Annotated in this window: 21 protein-coding genes and 1 pseudogene; 14 read left to right on the forward strand and 8 right to left on the reverse strand. The window is 67.9% G+C overall.

The genetic code is table 11. The features are described from left to right. Positions 1-69 precede the first annotated feature (69 nt). Positions 70-984 (reverse strand): AEC family transporter, encoded by a 915-nt coding sequence (locus AC1ROX_RS28510; RefSeq protein ID WP_493131730.1) that lies wholly within the window; start codon positions 982-984, stop codon positions 70-72. 12 nt (positions 985-996) lie between these two features. Then, positions 997-1551 (reverse strand): nucleotidyltransferase family protein, encoded by a 555-nt coding sequence (locus AC1ROX_RS28515; protein ID WP_493131732.1) that lies wholly within the window; start codon positions 1549-1551, stop codon positions 997-999. Between the two features lie 30 nt (positions 1552-1581). Between AC1ROX_RS28515 and rnhB the strand changes: the two genes are divergently transcribed. The 5 genes from rnhB to AC1ROX_RS28540 all read left to right on the forward strand — a co-directional run bounded on the left by rnhB (position 1582) and on the right by AC1ROX_RS28540 (position 4008). Then, complete coding sequence (rnhB, locus tag AC1ROX_RS28520) at positions 1582-2190, forward strand: ribonuclease HII (RefSeq protein WP_493131734.1); 609 nt, start codon at positions 1582-1584, stop codon at positions 2188-2190. A gap of 5 nt (positions 2191-2195) precedes the next feature. Further along, positions 2196-2591 (forward strand): VOC family protein, encoded by a 396-nt coding sequence (locus AC1ROX_RS28525; protein ID WP_493131736.1) that lies wholly within the window; start codon positions 2196-2198, stop codon positions 2589-2591. Between the two features lie 18 nt (positions 2592-2609). Next, complete coding sequence (locus tag AC1ROX_RS28530) at positions 2610-3236, forward strand: glutathione S-transferase family protein (protein ID WP_493131738.1); 627 nt, start codon at positions 2610-2612, stop codon at positions 3234-3236. 1 nt (position 3237) lies between these two features. Beyond that, positions 3238-3600, forward strand: a complete 363-nt coding sequence (locus AC1ROX_RS28535; protein ID WP_493131741.1) for a hypothetical protein — start codon at positions 3238-3240, stop codon at positions 3598-3600. Positions 3601-3663: 63 nt separating this feature from the next. Next, on the forward strand, positions 3664-4008 hold the full coding sequence (locus AC1ROX_RS28540; RefSeq protein ID WP_493131744.1) for a hypothetical protein: 345 nt from the start codon (positions 3664-3666) through the stop codon (positions 4006-4008). On the opposite strand, the gene AC1ROX_RS28545 is transcribed toward AC1ROX_RS28540, so the two are convergent. The 3 genes and pseudogenes from AC1ROX_RS28545 to AC1ROX_RS28555 all read right to left on the reverse strand — a co-directional run bounded on the left by AC1ROX_RS28545 (position 4005) and on the right by AC1ROX_RS28555 (position 6616). Continuing rightward, the gene (locus AC1ROX_RS28545) at positions 4005-5465 is read right to left on the reverse strand and encodes a GMC family oxidoreductase (protein WP_493131867.1); all 1461 of its coding nucleotides are present in this window, start codon (positions 5463-5465) and stop codon (positions 4005-4007) included. The two genes, AC1ROX_RS28540 and AC1ROX_RS28545, sit on opposite strands and share 4 nt — an antisense overlap. Beyond that, a pseudogene (locus AC1ROX_RS28550) lies at positions 5402-5662 on the reverse strand (NAD(P)-binding protein); the annotation flags it as partial. The pseudogene AC1ROX_RS28550 and the gene AC1ROX_RS28545, both read right to left, overlap by 64 nt. 72 nt (positions 5663-5734) lie before the next feature. After that, on the reverse strand, positions 5735-6616 hold the full coding sequence (locus tag AC1ROX_RS28555; RefSeq protein WP_493131746.1) for an aldo/keto reductase family oxidoreductase: 882 nt from the start codon (positions 6614-6616) through the stop codon (positions 5735-5737). 94 nt (positions 6617-6710) lie between these two features. Here AC1ROX_RS28555 and AC1ROX_RS28560 point away from each other — a divergent pair, with 94 nt between their 5' ends. Together AC1ROX_RS28560 and AC1ROX_RS28565 are read left to right on the forward strand one after the other, a co-directional pair. After that, positions 6711-7604: a LysR family transcriptional regulator gene (locus AC1ROX_RS28560; protein WP_493131748.1), complete on the forward strand. Its 894-nt coding sequence runs from the start codon at positions 6711-6713 to the stop codon at positions 7602-7604. A 132-nt stretch (positions 7605-7736) separates the two neighbouring features. Continuing rightward, positions 7737-8849 (forward strand): site-specific DNA-methyltransferase, encoded by a 1113-nt coding sequence (locus AC1ROX_RS28565; protein WP_493131750.1) that lies wholly within the window; start codon positions 7737-7739, stop codon positions 8847-8849. An 85-nt stretch (positions 8850-8934) separates the two neighbouring features. On the opposite strand, the gene mutY is transcribed toward AC1ROX_RS28565, so the two are convergent. Continuing rightward, positions 8935-9984, reverse strand: a complete 1050-nt coding sequence (mutY, locus tag AC1ROX_RS28570) for an A/G-specific adenine glycosylase (RefSeq protein WP_493131752.1) — start codon at positions 9982-9984, stop codon at positions 8935-8937. Positions 9985-10036: 52 nt separating this feature from the next. On the opposite strand from mutY, the gene AC1ROX_RS28575 reads away from it, so the two are divergent. From AC1ROX_RS28575 to AC1ROX_RS28595, 5 genes are all read left to right on the forward strand, one after another. Next, entirely contained in the window at positions 10037-11122 is a 1086-nt protein-coding gene (locus AC1ROX_RS28575; protein WP_493131754.1) for a DciA family protein, read from the forward strand. 55 nt (positions 11123-11177) lie between these two features. After that, positions 11178-11837 carry a DsbA family protein gene (locus AC1ROX_RS28580; protein ID WP_493131756.1) on the forward strand — a complete coding sequence of 220 codons (660 nt, stop codon included), beginning with the start codon at positions 11178-11180 and terminating at the stop codon, positions 11835-11837. Between the two features lie 27 nt (positions 11838-11864). Next, positions 11865-15521: a chromosome segregation SMC family protein gene (locus AC1ROX_RS28585; RefSeq protein WP_493131759.1), complete on the forward strand. Its 3657-nt coding sequence runs from the start codon at positions 11865-11867 to the stop codon at positions 15519-15521. 147 nt (positions 15522-15668) lie between these two features. Continuing rightward, on the forward strand, positions 15669-16856 hold the full coding sequence (dapE, locus tag AC1ROX_RS28590; protein ID WP_493131762.1) for a succinyl-diaminopimelate desuccinylase: 1188 nt from the start codon (positions 15669-15671) through the stop codon (positions 16854-16856). Positions 16857-16890: 34 nt separating this feature from the next. Then, the gene (locus AC1ROX_RS28595) at positions 16891-17445 is read left to right on the forward strand and encodes a hypothetical protein (RefSeq protein WP_493131764.1); all 555 of its coding nucleotides are present in this window, start codon (positions 16891-16893) and stop codon (positions 17443-17445) included. On the opposite strand, the gene truA is transcribed toward AC1ROX_RS28595, so the two are convergent. Together truA and fmt are read right to left on the reverse strand one after the other, a co-directional pair. After that, positions 17395-18183, reverse strand: a complete 789-nt coding sequence (gene truA / locus AC1ROX_RS28600) for a tRNA pseudouridine(38-40) synthase TruA (RefSeq protein WP_493131766.1) — start codon at positions 18181-18183, stop codon at positions 17395-17397. The genes AC1ROX_RS28595 and truA overlap by 51 nt on opposite strands. Before the next feature lie 4 nt (positions 18184-18187). After that, entirely contained in the window at positions 18188-19150 is a 963-nt protein-coding gene (fmt, locus tag AC1ROX_RS28605; protein WP_493131768.1) for a methionyl-tRNA formyltransferase, read from the reverse strand. A gap of 51 nt (positions 19151-19201) precedes the next feature. Here fmt and zapE point away from each other — a divergent pair, with 51 nt between their 5' ends. Together zapE and AC1ROX_RS28615 are read left to right on the forward strand one after the other, a co-directional pair. Next, positions 19202-20362, forward strand: coding sequence for a cell division protein ZapE (gene zapE / locus AC1ROX_RS28610; RefSeq protein ID WP_493131771.1), 1161 nt, complete (start codon positions 19202-19204; stop codon positions 20360-20362). Between the two features lie 68 nt (positions 20363-20430). Next, positions 20431-21330 carry a dienelactone hydrolase family protein gene (locus AC1ROX_RS28615; RefSeq protein WP_493131773.1) on the forward strand — a complete coding sequence of 300 codons (900 nt, stop codon included), beginning with the start codon at positions 20431-20433 and terminating at the stop codon, positions 21328-21330. The last annotated feature ends 4 nt before the right edge of the window (positions 21331-21334 follow it).

Here is a 21334-nt window from a genome sequence, read left to right on the forward strand (position 1 = left end):
CGCCACTCCAGTGGCGCTCATGAATCATGATTGCGCCACTGGAGTGGCGCGCTCCAATGATTCAGGTCGTCATGACAGAAGCAGCATCCGCACGAGCGGCAAGGTCACGAAGGCCAGGATCGTGTCGACCATGATGACGAAGGCCAGCGTCTCCTCGTCGAGCTTGAACTTGCCGGCGATGACGAAGGACAGGATCTGGCTCGGCATCGCGCCTTCCAGCACGGCGGCGTTGCTGTAGACGCCGGTGATGCCGAGCGGCGCAACGGCCAGGAAGACGACGAAAGGTGAGAAAGCCAGCTTGATCGCCGAAACCGGAATCGCGAGCGCCATCAGCGGTGTCGGCGAGAAGCGCAGCGCCATACCGAGCGACAGCATCAGGATGCCGCTGACCGCCACGGCGAGGATCGAGGCCGTGTCCATGATCAGCGCCGGGCAGGGGATGCCGGACAGCTTCCAGGCGATCGCGACGAACAGCGCCCAGAGCGGCGGCAGCTTCAGCGCCTCCAGGGCGGTCCGTTGGAAGGTGATCGGTTCCTGGCTGCCATAGGCGATGGCGATCATGGCGCCGAGCGAGAGGTTGAGCGACGATTTGGTGATCTCGAACAGGACCGAGACCTCGGAGACGTGGTCGGCCTGGCCGGGGAAGACGCCAAGCAGCACCGGCAGGCCGAGAGCGGTGACATTGCCGAAAGCCGCACCCAGCATCATTGCGCCCTTGGTCGGTCCGGGAATCGGCAGGAAGTGAAAGACCAGGAAGCCCACCGCCAGACAGGACAGCGTGCCGATCGCCGCCGCTGCGGGGATTTCGAGGAACAGGCCGTCGATCGTGCCGTGCATCACCGTCCGGAAGACGAGGGCCGGCAGGAAGACGTAGAGCACCAGTTTGTTCATCGATTGGCGCGTCTGCTCCATGCCGGGAATGAAATGGCGGAGCAGGGTACCCATCAGGGCGATGGCGGCCAGAGGCAGGAACGCGGCGATCATCTGTATCGAACTCTAGTCGAGAAACTCTACCCTGGGCCACAGCTCGCGCCAGCGCTTGGCCTCGACCCGCGCATCGTATTCGTGGCGTCTGGTGCGGCCGAAAGGCGTTGGGCGGCAGCGCAGGTTCAGAAGATCGTCGGTGCCGAGCGGCGCGATCACCGACAGCGTGTCGTCGGTCTCCAGGCGCACGCCGATGCCCGTCACGGTCTCCAGCCAGTAGATCATCGAGTCGGCGGTATCGCGATGCGGCGGCAGGTCCTTCCAGACATGCATGCGCGCCTGGTTGCGCACCTGCCACGGCAGGCCGGGCAGCAGCGTGTCGAGCCGGCGCTCGAAGGCCGCCTCGCTCTCCCGCGAAACGTCGCCTGCGTCGAAATAGATGACGTCGATATCCACAGGCAGTCGTGCCGGCACGATGCCGTGCAGGTGGTCCCAGACGCGATTGCGCACGAATCCCGCGGCAATACACCAGTCCGGCAGCGCCAGTTCACGCACCGCACGAAGCTGTTCCATCGCGATGGCGTCTTCTGCGATGATGCGGGCGACGATCGCTGAGCTTTGGGACATGGCTCAGTCTAGCCGGCCTCGATGGGGATAATGCCAAGCTTTCGATTCGAATTGCGTTGTGAAGGACGTGTCGCCGGCATCGACGAAGCCGGTCGCGGGCCGCTGGCCGGGCCGGTCTATGCGGCGGCGGCCGTCATCGATCGTGCACGGGCGGCGCGCAAGCTGCTGCGCATGATCGACGATTCCAAGAAGTTGACGCTCGAACAGCGCGAGGAAGCCTACGAGGCGATGATCGCCTCGGGCGTCGTGCAGTTTGCCGTGGCCGAGGCGAGCGTCGAGGAGATCGACCGCATCAACATCCTGCAGGCCACGTATCTCGCCATGCGCCGCGCCGTGCAGGCGCTGGCCGAGCAGCCGGAGGTCGTCCTGGTCGACGGCAACCGCGCGCCGCCGCAACTGGGCTGCCGTGCCGAGACCATCGTCGGCGGCGATGCGCATTCCTATTCGATCGCCGCCGCCTCGATCTTCGCCAAGGTGACACGCGACCGCTACATGCACGCGCTGGCGGTGACCTATCCCGGCTACGGCTGGGAGACCAACCGTGGCTATGGCAGCCAGGAGCATCTCGAGGCGCTGTCGCTGCTGGGGCCGACGCCGCATCATCGGCGCAGCTTCGCGCCCGTCACGCGGCTGGTGTGAGCACCATGGGAATCGGATCGATCCGCAACCTAGACTATGTCGTCCTGCTCTGCGAGGACCTGGTCCGCGCGCGGCAGTTCTATCTCGACGTGATGAAGCTCCGCATCGAGCGCGAGACGCCGCGCTGGGTGAGCTTCCATGTCGGCTCGGGTTTGCTCTGCCTGCGGCCGCGCACGCTCGAAGGTGTTTTCCAGGACGGGCCGGCCGGCCCGACGGGTTCGGCGTCGGTGCAGCTCGCCTTCCGCGTCTCGCCGCCCGAGATCGACGAATGCCAGGCGGAGCTTGCCGCCAGGGGCGTCGCATTGATGGGCCCGCCGCGCGACATCCCGTCCTGGGGCCATCGCGCGATCTTCTTCCGCGACACCGAAGGCAACGTCATCGAGATCTACGCCGAAGTCTGACGTCTGGAGACCGCGATCATGCTCAAGCTTTACTACGCCGCCCATTCCTGCGCGCTCGCCACGCACATCGTGCTGGAGGAGGTCGGTGCCGACTATTCGACGGTGCGCATCGAGTTCGCCAAGGAACAGCAGAAGTCGGCCGAATATCTCAAGGTCAATCCGAAGGGCCGCGTCCCGGCGCTGGTGACCGACAAGGGCATCCTGACCGAGACGCCGGCGATGCTGGTCTATGTCACGCAGAGCTTCCCGGCGTCGCGGCTCGCCCTGATGGACGATCCCTTCGCCTTCGCCCAGGTGCAGTCGTTCAACTCCTATCTCTGCTCGCACCTCCACGTGGCGCACGCGCACCGCATGCGCGGCCATCGCTGGGTCGATGCCGACGATGCGGCGTCGATCGCCGCCATGCAGCGCAAGGTGCCGGAGTCGGTCGGCGGCGCCTTCGAGCTGATCGAGCGCGAGATGCTTAAGGGCCCGTGGGTGATGGGCGAGCACTACACGATCTGCGACCCCTATCTCTTCACCCTCGCCCAGTGGCTGGAGAAGGACGGCGTCGATCCCGCCCGCATCCCGCGCGTGGTCGATCACCGCCAACGCATGTCGGAGCGGCCGGGCGTGAAGGAGGCGATCGCCGAGGAGCTCGCCTGAGGTGGTTCGTTCGGACCGGGCAAGGCCCGGCTCGTTCCTGACGTTCATCAAGGCCGCACACACGATCGTGTGGGCGTTCTTCGTCGTCTGTATCCTGGCGATCTGGGTCTTCGCCGCGCGAGCGGAATTTCTCAGTGCCGCGCTGTCGATCGGGATCGTCTTCGTCGAGGTCGTCGTGTTGGGATTCAACGGTTGGCGATGCCCACTCTCGGCCGTTGCCGCGCGCTTCACGGACGATCGTCGCGCGAATTTCGACATCTATCTTCCGCAATGGCTGGCGGCGCACACCAAGCCCATCTTCGGCCCGCTGTACGGGGCGGGCATCGCATTCACTCTCGCGCGATGGGCCCTTGTGCCGTCGTAGACGACCGTTGCGCGCGATGTCCCCTTGACCGAATGTTTTTCACCGCCTCGATGAGGTCACGCCATGCCCCGACTCGTTCCGTCACTGATCCTGATTCTTGGCCTCATAGCGGCCGGTGCCGCATCGGCCCAGCAGCCTCCCTCTCCGAGAGAGGCGATCGAGAAGAGCAGGGAAGCCGCTGTTGAGCGCGCCCGTGCGATGGGGCCCGAACTCAAGGCGCTGCGGGACGAGATGACGGCGCAGGTCGGTGAGTTGCGGGCGCTGGTCGACAGGAAGGTCGACGAAGCCGGTGCCAAGGCGATGACCTACGCCATATGGGCGGCCGTGGGCTTCTTCGCGCTGATGGTCCTTGCCTCCGTGCTGGGCGGGGTGATCGTTGCGCTGCTGTTCCGGCGCAACCGCGCCTAACTTGCCAACACCAGATCGCTCGCCTTCTCGGCGACGGCGGTCACGGCGGCGTTGCTCATCGCAGCCGGCAGGCCGGGCAAGACCGACGCATCGATGACGCGCAATCCCTCGACGCCTTTGACGCGCAGGGCGTCGTCGACGACGGCGCCGATGCGGCAGGTGCCGACGGGATGGTGGAACGAATCCGTGGCCCGGCGAATGAAGTCGTGCCGGTCTGCTTGGTTCGCCCAAGCCGGCCCGGGATAGACCTCCATCGCCCGCCAGTCGTCGAACGCTGCGGCGGCGCCGATGTCGCGCGCTATGTCGACACCCTTTGCCAGCAACGCGATGTCGTCGGGCTCGGACAGATAGCGCGGATCGATCAGCGCCGGCGCGCGCGGATCGCGAGAGGCGAGCCTGACGATGCCGCGGCTGCGCGGCCGCAGGAGGCAGGGCACGAGGACATAGGCCGGCGCGGGCAGGGGGCCGACGGTCGGCCGCACGAACGGCACCGACAGGCACATGACGAGAATCTCGGGGCTCTCGCCGGGAGTCGCGTGCGGCACGTAAAGCAATGAGTCGGCGTGATTGTAGTGCGAGAGCGGAACGTCGCGACGCGCCTGGTAGGCCACGCCGGCCAGCAGCGGATGATCCTCCAGATGGCGGCCGACATCAGGCAGGTCGACGGCGCTTGCGATCCCAAGCGCACGCAACTCATCGGCCGGGCCGATCCCCGACAGCATCAGCAGGCGCGGCGAATCGATCGCGCCGGCACAAAGCAGGACATCCCGCTCGGGTCGAACGATCCCGCCGGCCAGGCGGACGCCGCGGCATCGGCCGCGCTCGATCTCCAGGCCGAGCACCTCGGTGCCGGCGAGCAGATCGACCGACGCGTCCCCGGAACCGCTCTCGAGGCTGTCCAGATAGGCGGTCGCGGCATCGTCGCGCGCATGGCCCCTGATGCTGAGCTGGTTCCAGCCGACGCCGGTGGTGAGTTCGCCGCCCAGGTCGGGTGTCATGGGGAATCCCGATTGCTGTGCGGCCGCCATGAAAGCCGCGGCGACCGGCGTGCGATCCGTGACGTCAGCCAGCGACAGGACATGCAGCGGGCCGTTGCCGCCCCGCCAGGCATTGGCGCCGCCGGAGAAGGTTTCGGCGCGCTTGAAGTAGGGCAGGAGGTCGGCGTGACGCCAGCCCGTCGGCCAGCGATCATAGGCTGCCGCATGGCCGCGCTGGTAGGCCAGCGCATTGATGATGCTCGATCCGCCCACCGCCTTGCCGCGCGGACAGGTGATCGCGCGACCGCCAGCCCGGGTTGAGGCGTCGTCACGTATCGCCAGTCCAGCGCGCTCTCCTGGAGCCGGGGCCAGTCCGGCGGGACCGCGACCGCCGGCAGGTCCGCCTGCAAGCCGGCCTCGACGAGGAGCACCCGCCGCCCGGCCCGCCCCAGTCGATGCGCCAGGACGCAGCCCGCCGATCCCGCGCCCACGATCACATGGTCATAGGCCGCACGGAGTTGCTCGGGCGAGGTCAGCGTGCGGATGCCGGTGGCCGCTCTCGCCGGAGACGAGAGGCCCGAAAGCGCGATGCCGCCCGCCATCGCCGCGCCCAGCGCTTCGCGGCGTCCCAACCGGCCCCTGCCGTCGCTGTCTTCGAATGATCGTGTTCCGCTCATGCCTACCCGATGCGCCCCCGTGGCTGCCGGCTCGACATGGTATGTAAGCAGCGGCTCGCGTTAAGTCAGTCCTCAGTGAGCGGTCTTGCCGCCGATCGCGCTCAGTCGGGCGAACATCTCGTCCGATAGCTTGAGGTCGGCGGCGGCCAGGTTCTGCTGCAGGTGATCGACCGAGGACGTGCCGGGGATCAGCAGGATGTTGGGCGCGCGGCGCAGCAGCCAGGCGAGCGCCACCTGCATCGGTGTCGCGCCCAGTTCCTTGGCGATGTCCGAGAGGCTCGATGATTGAAGCGGCGTGAAGCCGCCGAGCGGGAAGAAGGGCACATAGGCGATACCCTGGTCTGCGAGTTCGTCGATCAGCGCATCGTCGCCGCGATGGGCGATGTTGTACTGGTTCTGCACGCAGACGACCGGCGCGATGGCTTGCGCTTCCTTCACTTGGGCACGCGTGGCGTTGCTGACGCCGAGATGGCGGATCAGGCCCTGCCGCTGCAGCTCGGCCAGCGCGGTGAACTGCTCCGCGATCGAGCCTTCGCCGGGCCCATGGCCGTCGCCCATTATGACGCGCATGTTGACGACGTCGAGCGCCGGCACGCCGAGGTTCTTCAGGTTGTCGTGAACCGCGCGGGTGAGATCGGCCGGCGTCTGCGCCGGGTTCCACGAAGCGTCGCTGCCACGCACGGCGCCGACCTTGGTCACGATCGTCAGGTCGGCGGGATAGGGATGCAGAGCCTCGCGGATGATCTGGTTGGTGACGTGCGGGCCGTAGAAATCGCTGGTGTCGATATGGTTCACACCGCTCTTCACCGCCTCGCGCAGGACGGCGACTGCGGCGGCCCGATCCTTGGGCGGACCGAAGACGCCGGGGCCGGCGAGCTGCATGGCGCCATAGCCCATGCGCTTCACGGATCGGTTGCCCAGTTGGAAAGTGCCGGCGGCGGTAATGTCGGTCATGAAAACCTCCGAAGTTGAACAGATCCTACATAGGCGTCGTGCATTACAACGATAATCCCGCATAATCGGAACAGGCTGTGCGGGAATATGGACAATGACGGCTGACCTCAACGATCTCTCGGCCTTCGTGGCGGTGGCGCGCGCCGGCGGATTTCGCGATGCCGCGCGGCTGGGCGGCGTGTCGGCCTCCAGCCTGAGCGGCGCCGTGCGGCGGCTGGAGGCGCGGCTCGGCATGCGCCTGCTCAACCGCACGACCCGTAGCATCGCGCCGACCGAGGCGGGCTCCCGTCTCCTCGAACGGCTGAGGCCGGCGCTGGGCGAGGTCGAGGCGGCGCTCGACATCGTGAACAGTCTTCGCGACCGGCCGGTCGGAACGCTCAGGCTCAACGTGCCCGGCACCGCGGCGCGCCTTGTGCTGCCCAAGATCGTCGCGCCGTTCCTCAAGGCCTACCCGGACATAAGGCTGGAGGTCGTCGTCGAGGACGGCTTCGTCGATATCCTGGCGGCAGGCTGCGACGCGGGCATCCGCTACGACGAGCGGCTGGAGCAGGACATGATCGCGGTGCCGATCGGCCCGCGTGTGCAGCGCTTCGCGACGGCCGCCTCGCCCGCCTATCTCGCGGCGCGCGGCCGGCCGGAGCATCCCCGCGATCTGCTCGGCCACGCCTGCCTGCGCGGGCAATTCTCCAGCGGGGCGATGCCGACTTGGGAGTTCGAGCGCGATGGCGAGATCGTCCGGGTCGACCCCACCGGGCCGTTGGTTGTCAGGCTGGGCGCCGCAGTGGATCTCGCGATCAGCGCCGCCGTCGACGGGGTCGGTATCGTCCATCTTTTCGAGGAGTGGCTGCGCCCTCATCTCGACAGCGGTGCGTTGGAGCCGGTGCTGGCTCCCTGGTGGCAAAACTTCTCCGGACCCTTCCTCTATTATCCCGGTCGTCGTCAGCTTCCGGCGCCGCTGCGCGCCTTCGTCGACTTCATCCGGAATTAGGGGCGTCGGGCCGCCTCAAGGGCTGGTGGGTCGGTTGGTTTGTTGCGACTCCATCTTGTGGATTGATCTCGTAAACAATTGAATCAATTGTAATTTCTTGACCAGAACTCCCTGTGGACTCATTTTCCACAGATGATCGAAGACAAGCAGGACCGTGTATTCGTGGGCGATTGCATCGAGCTGATGCAGGCCCTGCCCGAAGCTTCCGTCGACATGGTCTTCGCCGACCCGCCCTATAATCTCCAGCTCGGCGGCGACCTGCTGCGGCCCGACAACAGCAAGGTCGATGCGGTCGACGACGACTGGGACAAGTTCGGAGACCCCTCCGCTTCGGTCGGGGCAAGCTTTGCCCTCTACGACCAGTTCACGCGCGCCTGGCTGGCCGCCGCGCGCCGCGCGCTGAAGCCCGAGGGCACGCTCTGGGTGATCGGCAGCTACCACAACATCTTCCGCATCGGCACGGCGCTGCAGGACCAGGGCTTCTGGCTGCTGAACGACATCGTGTGGCGCAAGTCGAACCCGATGCCGAACTTCCGCGGCAAGCGCTTCACCAACGCGCACGAGACGCTGATCTGGGCGGCGCGCGACAAGGCGGCCAAGCGCTACACCTTCAACTACGATTCGATGAAGGAGCTGAACGAGGGCGTGCAGATGCGCTCCGACTGGCTGCTGCCGCTCTGCACCGGCGGCGAACGCCTGAAGGGCGAGGACGGCAAGAAGGCGCATCCGACGCAGAAGCCCGAGTCGCTGCTGTTCCGCTGCATCATGGCCGCCTCCAATCCCGGCGACACGATCCTCGATCCGTTCTTCGGCACCGGCACCACGGGCGCCGTGGCGCGCCGCCTTGGCCGCCGCTTCATCGGCCTCGAGCGCGATCCCGACTATGCCGCGATCGCGCGCAAGCGCATCGCCGAGATCGAGCCGCTGGCGCGCGAAGACGTGACGCCCAAGCCCAGCAAGCGCGCCGAGCCGCGTATTCCGTTCGGCGTGCTGATCGAGGCTGGCCTTTTGCAGCCCGGCACCGTACTCTCGGACCAAAGCGGCCGACTGCAGGCCCGCGTGCGCGCCGACGGCACGCTCTCGGCCTCCAATTCGATGGGCGACCATCGCGGCTCGATCCATCAGGTGGGCGCTGCGGTGCAGGGCGCCCCGGCCTGCAACGGCTGGACCTTCTGGCACATCGATGTCGCCGGCGCCCGCCGCCCGATCGACCATCTACGCCAGCAGGTCCGCGCGGGCCTCTAGCAGGCGAATAAACGAAATAAACGAAATATTCGAAACAAACGAATCGAGAGGGACGGCTCCCGTGTTGGGGTAACCCGGTAACGATCTAAGCCTTGACGGCGTGCTCGATCACCTTGCGCATGACCGTCGGGAGGGCGCGTTCGTCCAGCCGGTCGAGTTCGCACCAGCTCGTGCCGGGGGCCAGCGCCGCGAGCCGGCCGGTTGTGGCGATGGCGCGGGCGACCGTGAGTTCCAGATGGAAGTGCGTGAAGGTGTGACGCACCAGGCCGTTCATCACCGTCCAGCGCGCGGGGACCGGCGTCTCCGCCATCGCGCTGGCCTCTACGAAGGGACCCTCGCGCCAGGCGCTTGACGGCACTTCGTCCATGCCGCCGAGCAGGCCCTTGACCGGCCGCTTGCGCAGCAGCACCGCGCCGTCCTTGCGCAGCAGCACGAAGGCGAGGCCGCGGCGGGTCGGCTTCTCGGCCTTGGGCGCGCGGCGCGGCAGCTCCTCGGCGATGCCGAGCTTGCGGCCCTTGCAGCCCTGCATCAGCGGGCAGATGACGCAGCGCGGGTTACGCGGGATGCAGACGGTGGCGCCGAGATCCATCATCGCCTGCGCGTAGTCGCCGGCCCGCTGCTGCGGCACCAGCCGCGCGGCGCGGACCTGGATGTCGGGCTTGGCGTCGGGCAGCGGCGTCTCGATCGCATAGAGGCGGGCGATCACCCGCTCGACATTGCCGTCGACCGCCGACGCCGGATGGTCGAAGGCGATGGCCTGGATGGCCGCCGCCGTGTAGCGGCCGATGCCGGGCAGCGCGAGAAGGCCCGCCTCGTCCTCGGGGAACCGGCCGCCATGGGCACCCGCCACGGCCTGGGCGCAGGCGTGCAGGTTGCGCGCGCGCGCGTAGTAGCCGAGGCCCGCCCAAGCCGAGAGCACATCGTCCAATGGTGCCTCGGCCAGCGCCTCGACCGTGGGCCAGCGCTCGATGAAGCGGCGGAAATACTCACCCACCGTGGCGACGGTGGTCTGCTGCAGCATGATCTCCGACAGCCAGACACGGTAAGGCTCCGTGCGTTCCCCCGGGGCTGCGCGCCAGGGGAGGGTGCGACGATGTCGATCATACCAGGCGAGCAGTCGGGCGGCGTGGGTCATGGTCACTTGCGGGGGCGTGGCCTACCATACGGAGCGGCGTTTGAAAGGGTCCATGCGCGAAAACGGCTTCCGTGCGATCGGCGGTCTGGCCCAGAAGCTCACCTCCGGCATGGCCCGCGGGGGAGCGAAGGGAGGCCGTGGCGCTTCCCTCGCCCGACTGAAGGCCGACTGGCCGGCGGTCGTCGGGCCGGAGCTTGCGCGCACGACGCTGCCCGATGCGCTGCTGGCCGGCCGCGGCGCGCGGGCCGGCAAGGCGTTGCGGTTGAAGGTGGCCGGTGCTGCTGCCCTCGAGGTCCAGCACAGGAGCGGCCAGATCGTGGAACGGGTGAATGCCTATTTCGGGCACAAGATGATCGACGATGTGCGGATCGTGCAGGGCGTCATCTCCGCGCCGCCGCCGGCGCCGAAGGTGCCGCGTCGCGATCCCGTGGCCGAACGCGAGGTCGCCAGCCGCGCGGCCAGTGTGCAGGACCCCGACCTGCGCGCGGCGCTGACGCGCCTGGGTGCCCGCATCGCCACGAACCGGCGCGGCCTTCTGCTCGCCGGGCTCGGCGGCCTGGCCACGCTGGGGCTCGGCGATGAATTGCGGGCGCAATCCCCGGATCAGGCCAGGCTGCTCGATCCGCAACCGGACGATCACGTGCTGGGCAAGGCGGACGCACCCAACGTGCTGATCGACTATGCCTCGTTCACCTGCCCGCACTGCGCGACCTTCAACGCCGCGGTGATGCCCGTCCTGAAGCGGGACTGGATCGACACCGGCAAGCTGAAGCTGATCCACCGCCACTTTCCGTCGGACGCCATCGCCACGCGCGCGGCCCTGCTGGCGGAGTGTGCCGGGCCGGACAGGTTCTTCGCCGCCGTCGACACCCTGTTCCGCACCCAGGTCCAATGGCTGACCGCGCCCGACCCGGCGGCCGACCTGATGACCGTGCTCGCGAAGCAGGGTGTGAGCGAGGCGGAAGCGCAGGCCTGCGTCGCCAACGACCGGCTTTTGGACAAAGTGATCGCCGACGTGCAGTCCGGCCAGACGCTGGGGGTTCAATCCACCCCCTATTTGTTCATCAACGACCAGCCATACGCCAATCCGGGCGGGATGGATGCCATCGTATCGATTTTACGCCAGGTGGGCCGTTAACGTTTGACTCCCCACAGGCGTAATTCCCAAGATGTAGTGGAGAGGGCAGAGGAAAATGCGGAATATCTTGATCGTCGCCGGCGGGGTCGTGGCGGTGGCTGCGATAGCGGCTGGCGTCTACTTCGGCACCCGTGCGCCTGCGCCCGGTCCGACTCCGGTCGCCGCCGCGTCGGCCCCCAACAAGGCCGCCCTCGAGACCGTGCAGCCCGGCGACCATGTGCTGGGCGACCCGAAGGCGCCGATCACGGTCATCGAGTATGCGTCGCTGACCTGCTCGCACTGTGCGCATTTCCACACGCAGATCCTGCCCGACATCAAGAAGAAGTGGATCGATACCGGCAAGGTGAAGCTGGTCTATCGCGACTTCCCGCTTGATCAGATCGCGGCCAAGGCCGCCCAGATCGCCGAATGCGCCGGCAACGACAAATATTTCGGCGTGGTGGACATCATCTTCCGCGGCCAGCCGCAATGGGCGACGGCGGCCGATCCGCTGGCCGAGCTCGCCAAGCCGCTGCGCATCGCCGGCATGGGCGAGAACGAGATCAAGGCCTGCCTCGCCAACGACGCGATGAGCAACGCCGTGATCAAGGACTACCAGGGCGGCGAGGCGATGGGCGTCAACTCGACGCCGACCCTGTTCATCAACGGCCAGCTCTATCGTGGGTCGCGCTCGGTCGAGGAACTCGACGGCGTGTTCTCCAAGCTCGCCAAGTAAGCAACAGAACAAGACAGGCGTGGTGTAATGGTCCAGTTCGACAAGCTCCGGCTCTCCGGCTTCAAGTCCTTCGTCGATCCGACGGAGCTCAGCATCGAGCCCGGCATGACCGGGATCGTGGGGCCGAACGGCTGCGGCAAGTCGAACCTGGTCGAAGCGCTGAAGTGGGTGATGGGCGAGACCTCCGCCAAGCAGATGCGCGGCAGCGAAATGGAGGACGTCATCTTCGCCGGCTCCGGCCAGCGGCCGGCGCGCAACATCGCCGAGGTGATGCTGTCGCTGGACAACAAGACGCGCACCGCGCCGGCGATGGTGAACGATACTGACCAGCTCGACGTCGTGCGCCGCATCGAGCGCGGCCACGGTTCGGCCTATTCGGTGAACGGCAAGGAAATCCGCGCCCGTGACGTGCAGACGCTGTTCGCCGATGCCGCCACGGGTTCGCGTTCCACGGCGCTGGTCAGCCAGGGCCGCATCGGCACGCTCATCAACGCCAAGCCGGCCGATCGCCGCTCGGTGATCGACGAGGCGGCCGGCATCACCGGTCTTTACGCTCGCCGTCACGAGGCCGAGCTGCGCCTGCGCGCCGCCGAGCAGAACCTCGCCCGCGTGCAGGACGTGCTGGTCGCCCTCGAAGAGCAGCATAAGGGGCTGAAGCGCCAGGCCCGTCAGGCCAGCCGCTACCGCAACCTGTCCGACCATATCCGCCGCGCCGAAGCCGCCGTCTTGGCGCTGAAGCTCGCTAATGCCGAGCGCGATCTCGCGGAATCGGCCGAGCGCCTGAAGGAAGCCGAGGCGCAGGTCTCTGACCTCACGCGCCTGGTCGGCCTCGCCACCACCGCGCAGGCCGAAGCCGCCACCGCGCTGCCGCCGCTGCGTAACGACGAAGCGGCCGCCGCGGCCGCGCTGCAGCGCCTGCGCGTGGCCCACGATGCGCTGACCGCCGAGGCCGAGCGCGTGGCCTATGCCCAGCTCGAAGCCGAGACCCGCCTGCAGCAGACCGTGCAGGACCTCACGCGCGAGATGGGGCGCAAGAACGACGCGGAAGCCGCCATCGCCGAGCTCGACAGCCAGCGTGAGCGTTTGGAGGAGGAGCGGTTCGGCGAGGAGGATCGCGCCGCTGCCGCCGAGGAGGCGCGCGATACCGCGCGCAGCGAGACCAACGTGGCCGAGGTCGAGCTCGATCGCCTGACCCGCCAGATCGCCGACGACGAGGCGCTGCGCCAGAGCGTGTCGCGTGAGATCGCCGAGTTGCAGGACCGGCTGCGCCGCCTGACGTCGCGCCGCGACGAGGTCACCGCGCAGCAGCGCCAGATCGAGACCGAACTCTCGAACCTGCCGGCGCTGCCGGAGGTCGAAGCGGAACTCGAAGCGGCCCGCGCCGCGCTCGAGGAAACGCGCCTCACCAGCCAGGAATCGATCGAGGAGGCCCGTGAGGCCGAGCGCTACGAGTCCGAGGCCGCGCGGCAGGCCGTCGCCAAGGCCGAAGCCGAGCGCCTCGACATGGAAAAGGCCCGTGCGGCCGAGCGGCAGGCCGCGGAAGCCAGCCACGCCACCGCCGTCGAGACGCTGCAGAAGACCAACGCGCGCCTGACCAAGCTGCGCGCCGAGGAAGCCGGCGTCGCCGCCGCGCTGAAGTCGGCAGCCGATTCGCTGTGGCCGCCGCTGCTCGATGCGCTCAACGTCGAGCCGGGCTTCGAGAAGGCCTTGGGCGCGGCGTTCGGCGACGAGCTGGAAGCTTCGTCGGATCGTGGTGCGCCGGTGCACTGGCTGCCGCTCGACCCGCTGGCCGAGGTGCCGGCTCTGCCGGAAGGTGCGACGCCGCTCGGTGCGCATGTCGGCGCCCTGCCGGAACTGGCCCGCCGTCTCGCCTTCATCGGCATCGTGGCCAACGACGAAATCGGTGCGGCGCTGCAGCCCGGCCTCAAGCCCGGCCAGCAGCTGGTCAGCCGCGAGGGCGCCGTCTGGCGCTGGGACGGCTACACGATGCGCGCCGGCGCGCCGTCGACCGCCGCCGTGCGGCTGAGCCAGCGCAATCGCCTGGCCGAGATCCGCCATCAGATCGACGGTGTCGTCGCCGAGCACACGATCGAGCAGGCGAGGGTCGACGCCGAGAAGAGCTGGCTCGCCGCCGCTCGCGACGCCGAGAAGACCTGCGTCGACCAGGCCCGCGCCTATGAGCGCAGCGTGGCCGAGGCCGCGCGCCGCAAGGCGCAGGATGCCGGCGAAGCGACCCGCGCTGCCGAGCGCGCCGCGCAGTCGGCCATCGGCACGGCCGAGCGGCTGGCCACGCAGGCGCGCGACCGTCACGTCGAGATCGCCCGTCGCACCGACCAGCTTCGCACCCGCCTCGCTGGCATCGAGACGGCGGTGGCGGAAGCGCTGGGCGACATCGCCGAAGTCGAGATGCGCCGCACCTTCCGCGAGGCGCGCCTGTCGTCGATCTCCGACACGCAGGCCGACCGCGCCGAGGCCGGCGCGCTGCGCGTGCGCATCGCCGAGCTGCGGGCCGCGCTCGTCGAGGCCGAGGGCCAGTGCGACCGTCTCGCGCGCGAATCGAAGATGCGGGTCGAGCGGCTGGCGCAGATCGCGCAGGATCACGAGGGCTGGAGCAAGCGCCTGAGCGAGGCCGATGGCCAGATCGTCGAACTCGACGCCCGCCGCGAGCAGACCGCGGCCACGATCGCCGACTTGGCGGCCAAGCCGGCCGAGATCGAGGAGAAGCGGGTCGTGCTCGGCGAGGAGATCTACAAGGCCGAAGCCAACCGCCAGGAGACCGCCGATCGTCTGGCGATCGGCGAGACCCGCCTGGGCGAGGCCGACAAGGCGCTGCGGCAGGCCGAGACCGAGATGGGCCAGGCGCGCGAGACCCGTGTCCGCCGCGAAGGCCAGGTCGAGCAGGCCACCAAGGATCGCGAGGCGGTGGTCGAGCGCATCATCGAGCGGCTGCGCTGCGAGCCCGACGGCGTGATGGCGCTGGCCGAGGTCCAGTCGATCGAGGAACTGCCGGAACTCGACAAGGCCGAGCACAAGCTCGAGCGTCTGGTGCACGAGCGCGAGACGATGGGCGCCGTCAACCTGCGGGCCGAAGAGGAAGCCAACGAACTCGAGCAGCAGATCACCGGCATGACGAGCGAACGCGACGACCTGGTCGCCGCCATCGGCCGCCTGCGCCAGGGCATCCAGAGCCTCAACCGCGAGGGCCGCGAGCGCTTCCTCGCCGCCTTCGAGCAGGTGAGCGGCCACTTCCAGCAGCTCTTCACCAAGCTGTTCGGCGGCGGCAAGGCCGAACTGCGGCTCACCGAGTCGGAGGATCCGCTCGAGGCCGGCCTCGAGATCCATGCCTCGCCCCCGGGCAAGAAGCTGCAGGTCATGTCGCTGCTGTCGGGCGGCGAGCAGGCGCTGACGGCCCTGTCGCTGCTGTTCGCGGTGTTCATGACCAACCCGGCGCCGATCTGCGTGCTGGACGAGGTGGACGCGCCGCTGGACGACCTGAACGTGGAGCGCTTCTGCGGCCTGGTGAACGACATCGCCGGCCGCACCGACACGCGCTTCCTGATCATTACCCATCATCGCGTCACGATGGCGCGCATGGATCGCCTCTACGGCGTGACCATGGCCGAGCGGGGCGTCTCCCAGCTCGTCTCGGTCAACCTGCAGGAGGCCGATCGCATGGTGGCCTAGGGCCGCCCAAGAGTTCAGCTCAAACAAGCAAGACTATCTTCCTCTCAAAACAACTGGGCGCCGGCTGGCCTGACGGCGCCCTTTTCTTTGCCTGCCTTCCCGAGGCCACCCTTCTCAGGGCAGGAGCGGGCCTGTAGTGTCCGGCCCATGCCCGATACGCTCAGCACCAACGCCACCGATGTCATCGAACTGACGCGTACGCTCGTCCGCTGCGAGAGCGTGACGCCGCGCGAAGCCGGTGCCCTGCAGCTCCTGGAGCAGACGCTGGCGCCGCTCGGCTTCACGTGCGAGCGCATGGATTTCACCGAGACCGGGACCGACGATGTCGCCAACCTCTATGCCCGCATCGGCACTGAGGGTAAGCACTTCTGCTTTGCCGGCCATTCCGACGTGGTGCCGGTGGGCGACCTCTCCTCGTGGACGATCGGACCGTTCGCCGCCGAACTGTCGGGCGGTTACCTGTTCGGTCGCGGCGCGGCCGACATGAAGGGTGCGATCGCCGCCTTCACCGATGCCGCTGCACGCTTCCTCAGCAAGCGCGGCCGCGATTTCGGCGGATCGATCAGCCTGCTGATCACCGGCGACGAGGAAGGCCCGGCGGTGAACGGCACCGTGAAGATGCTGCAGCGGCTGGCCGAGCGCGGCGAGACGATCGATGCCTGCATCGTCGGCGAACCCACCAGCTCGAAGCGTTTCGGCGACATGATGAAGATCGGCCGGCGCGGCAGCATGACGGTCGACCTGGTCGTGCGCGGCGTGCAGGGCCATGTCGCGTATCCCGAGCGGCTCGACAATGCCATCCATCGCCTGTCGGCGATCATCGAGGCGCTGGTGCGCGAACCGATCGACAAGGGCAGCACTCATTTCCAGCCGACCTCGCTGCAGTTCACCACCGTCGATGTCGGCAACCCGGCGACCAACATCGCACCGGGCACCGCCAAGGCGCGCTTCAACACGCGGTTCAACGATCTCTGGACTTCGAAGACCCTGCTCGCTCACCTCAAGGAGCGCATCGAGCGCGCCAACGCTGCACTCGGCGGCAACGGCATCGTCGAATACAGCGTCCAGGTTTCCGGCGAATCCTTCTACACGCCGCCGGGACCGCTGAGCGATCTCGTCGCCGGCGCGGTCCGCGACATCGCCGGCGTCGAGACCGAGCTGTCGACCACCGGCGGCACGTCGGACGCGCGGTTCATCCGCAGCTACTGTCCGGTGCTCGAATTCGGGCTGGTCGGCGAGAGCATGCACAAGGTCGACGAGAAGAGCGCCGTCGCCGATCTCAAGACGCTCGCCCGCGTCTACGAAACGGTGCTCGACCGTTACTTCGCGGCCTGAGGACGTGCTCAGCGCGGCTGAAATCGCCCGGGGGATGCAGGGTGCGCTCGGGCTCCTGAAGCGCGACCCGGCGGCGCCGTCCTGGTTCGACAACACACTGGAAGCCTGCGTGCGCTCGTTCCAGGTGATGATCCTGGTCGCGCCGCTGCATGCGACGCTCCTGCTGATCCGCTATTCGAGCGTCTCGACGACATCCGACGATCTCGAGATCGTGCTGGTCGAAGCGCTTCGCTACGTCGTCGACTGGTTGCTGTTTCCCGTCCTGTTCTACGAGATCGCGCGGCGGCGGAACTGGCTCGGCCATTTCCCGCGCTACATCTCGGCGCTCAACTGGGTGAACCTGCCGGCCATGATCGTGGCGGTGATCGGCGTGGTGCTGGCCACGCTCCTGCCCGACTCGCTTGGCAATGCCATTCGCTACGCCCTGCAGGGGCTGTTCTTCTACTGGTTTCTCGTGACGACGCGGACGATGGTCGGTGTGAACTGGCCGATCGCCTTTCTCTTGCTGGTCGTCAACTGGGTGCCGTCGGTCTTCCTGTCACTGATCGTCGATCGCTTCCTCGGGGTCGCCGCTGCGGTCGGCGCCTGACTCGTAGAGCACTTCCATAAGGCACAGCCCGTGCGGCGGCGCCGTCGGGCCGGCACGGGCGCGGTCCCGGGCGGCCAGCGCTTCCTCGACATCGCGGCGGGTCCACTGGCCGCGGCCGACGAGATGCAGCGTGCCGACCATGATGCGCACCTGGTTGTGCAGGAAGGAGCGCGAGCCGACATCGACATGAATCTCCTCGCCGTGGCGCCTGACCTTCAGCAGGTCGAGCGTCTTCAGCGCCGAAGGCGACTGGCAGGAGGTCGAGCGGAAGCTGTTGAAGTCGTGCCGCCCCACCAGCACGGTCGCAGCATCCGCCATCAGGTCGACGTCGAGCGATCCCGGCACGTGCCAGAGCTGGCCGCGATCGAGTGCGGGCGGCGCCCGGCGGTTGATGATGCGATAGCGGTAGCGCCGCCACGTCGCGGAGAAGCGCGCGTGGAAGCCCGGCGGCGCAGGCTCGGCGACGAGGACGGAAACCGGCTGCGGCTTCAGGTGGAAGTTGATCGCCGAGCGGATGGTCTCCACCGGGCGCTCGCTCGACAGGTCGAGATGAACGACCTGGCCGCGCGCATGCACGCCGGTGTCGGTGCGGCCGGCGGCCTGCACGGGCGGACGTTCGCCGGTGAAGGCGAACACGGCCTCTTCGAGCGCGGCCTGGACGGAGGGACCGTTGGGCTGGCGCTGCCATCCGACGAACGGCTCGCCGTCATATTCGATGGTGAGCTTGTAGCGCGGCACGGTGTCAGGTCGGCAGGGACGCGACGGCGGGCGGCATCAGCACCGTGTCGGCCTCCAGCGCGAAGCCGCGCAAAAAGGCATCCGCCGACTGAGCCGACTTGCCGGGCCGCTGCAGCTTCAGGAGCTTCAGCCCGCCGACGCCGCAGGTCACGACCGGGAACCCGTCGCGCGCGATGCTGACACTGCCCGGCGCGCCGCCGGCCAGGGTGAGCGCCGCCGCCAGCACCTTGATACGCTCGACGCCGCCGTCTTTTGGCGCCTCGAACGAGGTGCCGGGCCAGGGATGGAAAGCACGCACCTTGCGCTCCAGCTCGGCCGCCGGACGCCGCCAGTCGAGCACGCCTTCTTCCTTGCCGAGCTTGTGGGCATAGGTGACGCCGTCGGTCGGCTGGACCACCGGCTCGATGCTCCGGCGCAGCAGCCCGTCGAGGGTCGAGACGACAAGCCGCGCGCCGAGATCGGCCAGCCGGTCGTGCACGCTCTCGGCGGTGTCGGCGGCGGAGATCGGCGTGCTCTCGGCCAGCAGCATCGGCCCGGTGTCGAGGCCTTCGTCCATGCGCATGGTGGTGACACCGGTCTCGGCATCGCCGGCAAGGATCGCACGATGGATGGGCGCCGCGCCGCGCCAGCGCGGCAGCAGCGAGCCGTGGATGTTGATGCAGCCCAGCACCGGCGCATCGAGGAAGCTTTTCGGCAGGATATGCCCGTAGGACACGACCACGGCAGCGTCGAGGTCGAGCGCCTTGAAGGCTTGGGCCTCTTCGTCGTTCTTCAGGGTGCGCGGCGTGCGCACCGGCAGGCCGAGTTCGTCGGCGAGTTCGTGGACCGGCGTCTTGCGCTCCTGCTGACCGCGGCCGGCGGGCTTGGGCGCCCGCGTATAAACAAAAGCGACGTCGTGGCCGGCCTCGACCAGAGCACGGAGGGCCGGCACGGCGAAGGCGGAAGTGCCGAGGAACGCAATCTTCATCGCCGCACCTTATAGGCAGCCGCGCGGCGGTGAGCTAGGTATGCCGCCGTAATGGAGTCCAGTCCCCCCTCGACCGGCAAGGGCCCACTCGCCAACCTCGCCGCGCGCCGCGCCGCGGGCGAGATCCACGCCGATCCCGTGCAGGAAAAAGTCGTTCTGCGATTGCAGGCGATCCACGACCAGCTGGGCGCCATGGCTTCCGCGCAGCCGGTCAAGCCAGGCTTCCTGGCCCGTCTCGGCTTCGGTCACGTGCCGAAACCGCCGGAAGGACCGCACGGCCTCTACATCTGGGGCTCGGTCGGCCGCGGCAAGTCCATGCTGATGGACCTCTTCTTCGCCGACGCGCCGGTGACCAGGAAGCGCCGCGTGCACTTCCACGAATTCATGCTCGAAGTACAGGCGCGCCTGCACAACCGCCGCGAGGAGCTGGCGGCCAAGGGTGCGCCGCCGGAATCCGACACGATCGTGCCGATCGCCAAGCAGATCGCGGCCGAGACGCGGCTGCTCTGCTTCGACGAGTTCCAGGTGACCAACATCGCCGATGCGATGATCCTCGGTCGCCTGTTCGAGACGCTGTTCGAGGAGGGCATCACCGTGATCGCCACCTCCAACCGCGCGCCCGACGATCTCTACAAGAACGGCCTGCAGCGCGACCGCTTCCTGCCCTTCATCGAGCTGGTGAAGCAGCGTCTCGAAGTGCTGGAGCTAGGCGGTGCGCAGGACTACCGGATGGGCCGGTTGCGCGAACTCGATCTCTACCTGACGCCGCTCGGCGCCTGGGCGACCAAGAAGCTCGACGAAGCGTTCCGTGCGTTGAGCAACGGCGCCGACGGCGATCCGCGCGTGCTGCGCACGCAGGGGCGCGATGTCGAGGTGCCGCGCGCGGCGCCCGGTGTCGCGATGGCGCATTTCATGGACTGGTGCGCCAAGCCGATGGGCGCGGCGGACTTCCTGTGCATCGCCGATAATTTCCACACGGTCATCGTGGCGGAGATTCCCAGGATGGGACCCGACAGCCAGGACAAGGCGGTTCGGTTCGTGACGATGATCGATACCTTTTATGAGAAGAAGGTGAAGTTCATCTGCTCGGCAGCGGCGCTGCCGGCCAAGCTCTATCTCGAGGGTGACGGCGCGTTCGAGTTCCAGCGCACCGTCTCGCGTCTCATGGAGATGCAGAGCCCCGAGTATCTGAACCTCGATCACATCGCCTAATTGTGATTGTGGGCCGGTGGGCCTGCAGCATAGGCTCTGCCGCGTTTTTCAGACTGAGGAGGCAGGACATGGACGGCGATCGCATGATTTCCCTGAACGAAGGCGGCCTGTCGCGGCGCAATGCCATGAAGGCGACGGCGACCGGCGCGGCGCTCGGCACCACCTTCGCCCTGTCGGTGCAGCCGATCCAGGCGCAGACGATGATCACCACGCCGGCGGATGGCCTCACGGCCGGCGTCGTCAAGGTGAAGACCAAGGACGGCAAGGAAATGGACGCCTATCGCGCCATGCCGGCCACGGGCCAGGCCTTCGCCACGATCCTCGTCGTGCAGGAGATCTTCGGCGTGCACGCGCACATCGCCGATCTCTGCCGCCGCTTCGCCAAGGCCGGCTACTACGCCATCGCGCCGGAACTCTATTTCCGCCAGGGCGACGCCAAGGCCGTCAGCGACATGCAGGCGCTGCTGCGCGACATCGTCTCGAAGGTGCCGGACGCGCAGGTCATGGGCGATCTCGACTCGACCGTCGACTTCGCCAAGGGCGAGGGCAAGGCCGACACCGCCAAGCTCGGCATCACCGGCTTCTGCTGGGGCGGCCGTATCGTCTGGCTCTACGCCGCCCACAACGCGGCGCTCAAGGCGGGCGTGGCGTGGTACGGCCGTGTCGTCGCCGCAGCGAATAACGACGCGGCCATGACGCCCAAGAATCCGATCGACATCGTCAAGGATCTCAAGGCGCCGGTACTCGGCCTCTACGGCGGCGCCGACACCGGCATCTCGAATGAAAGCGTCGACCAGATGCGCGCGGCGCTGAAGACCGGCAGCCCGGCCGCGCAGAAGTCGCAGATCGACACCTATCCCGACACGCCGCACGGCTTCAACGCCGACTACCGCCCGTCCTTCCGCAAGGAGCAGGCGGAGGACGGCTGGAAGAAGGCGCTTGCCTGGTTCAAAGCCAACGGTGTCTGATCGG

The organism is Reyranella sp. GW821-FHT14A01 (assembly GCF_058803965.1).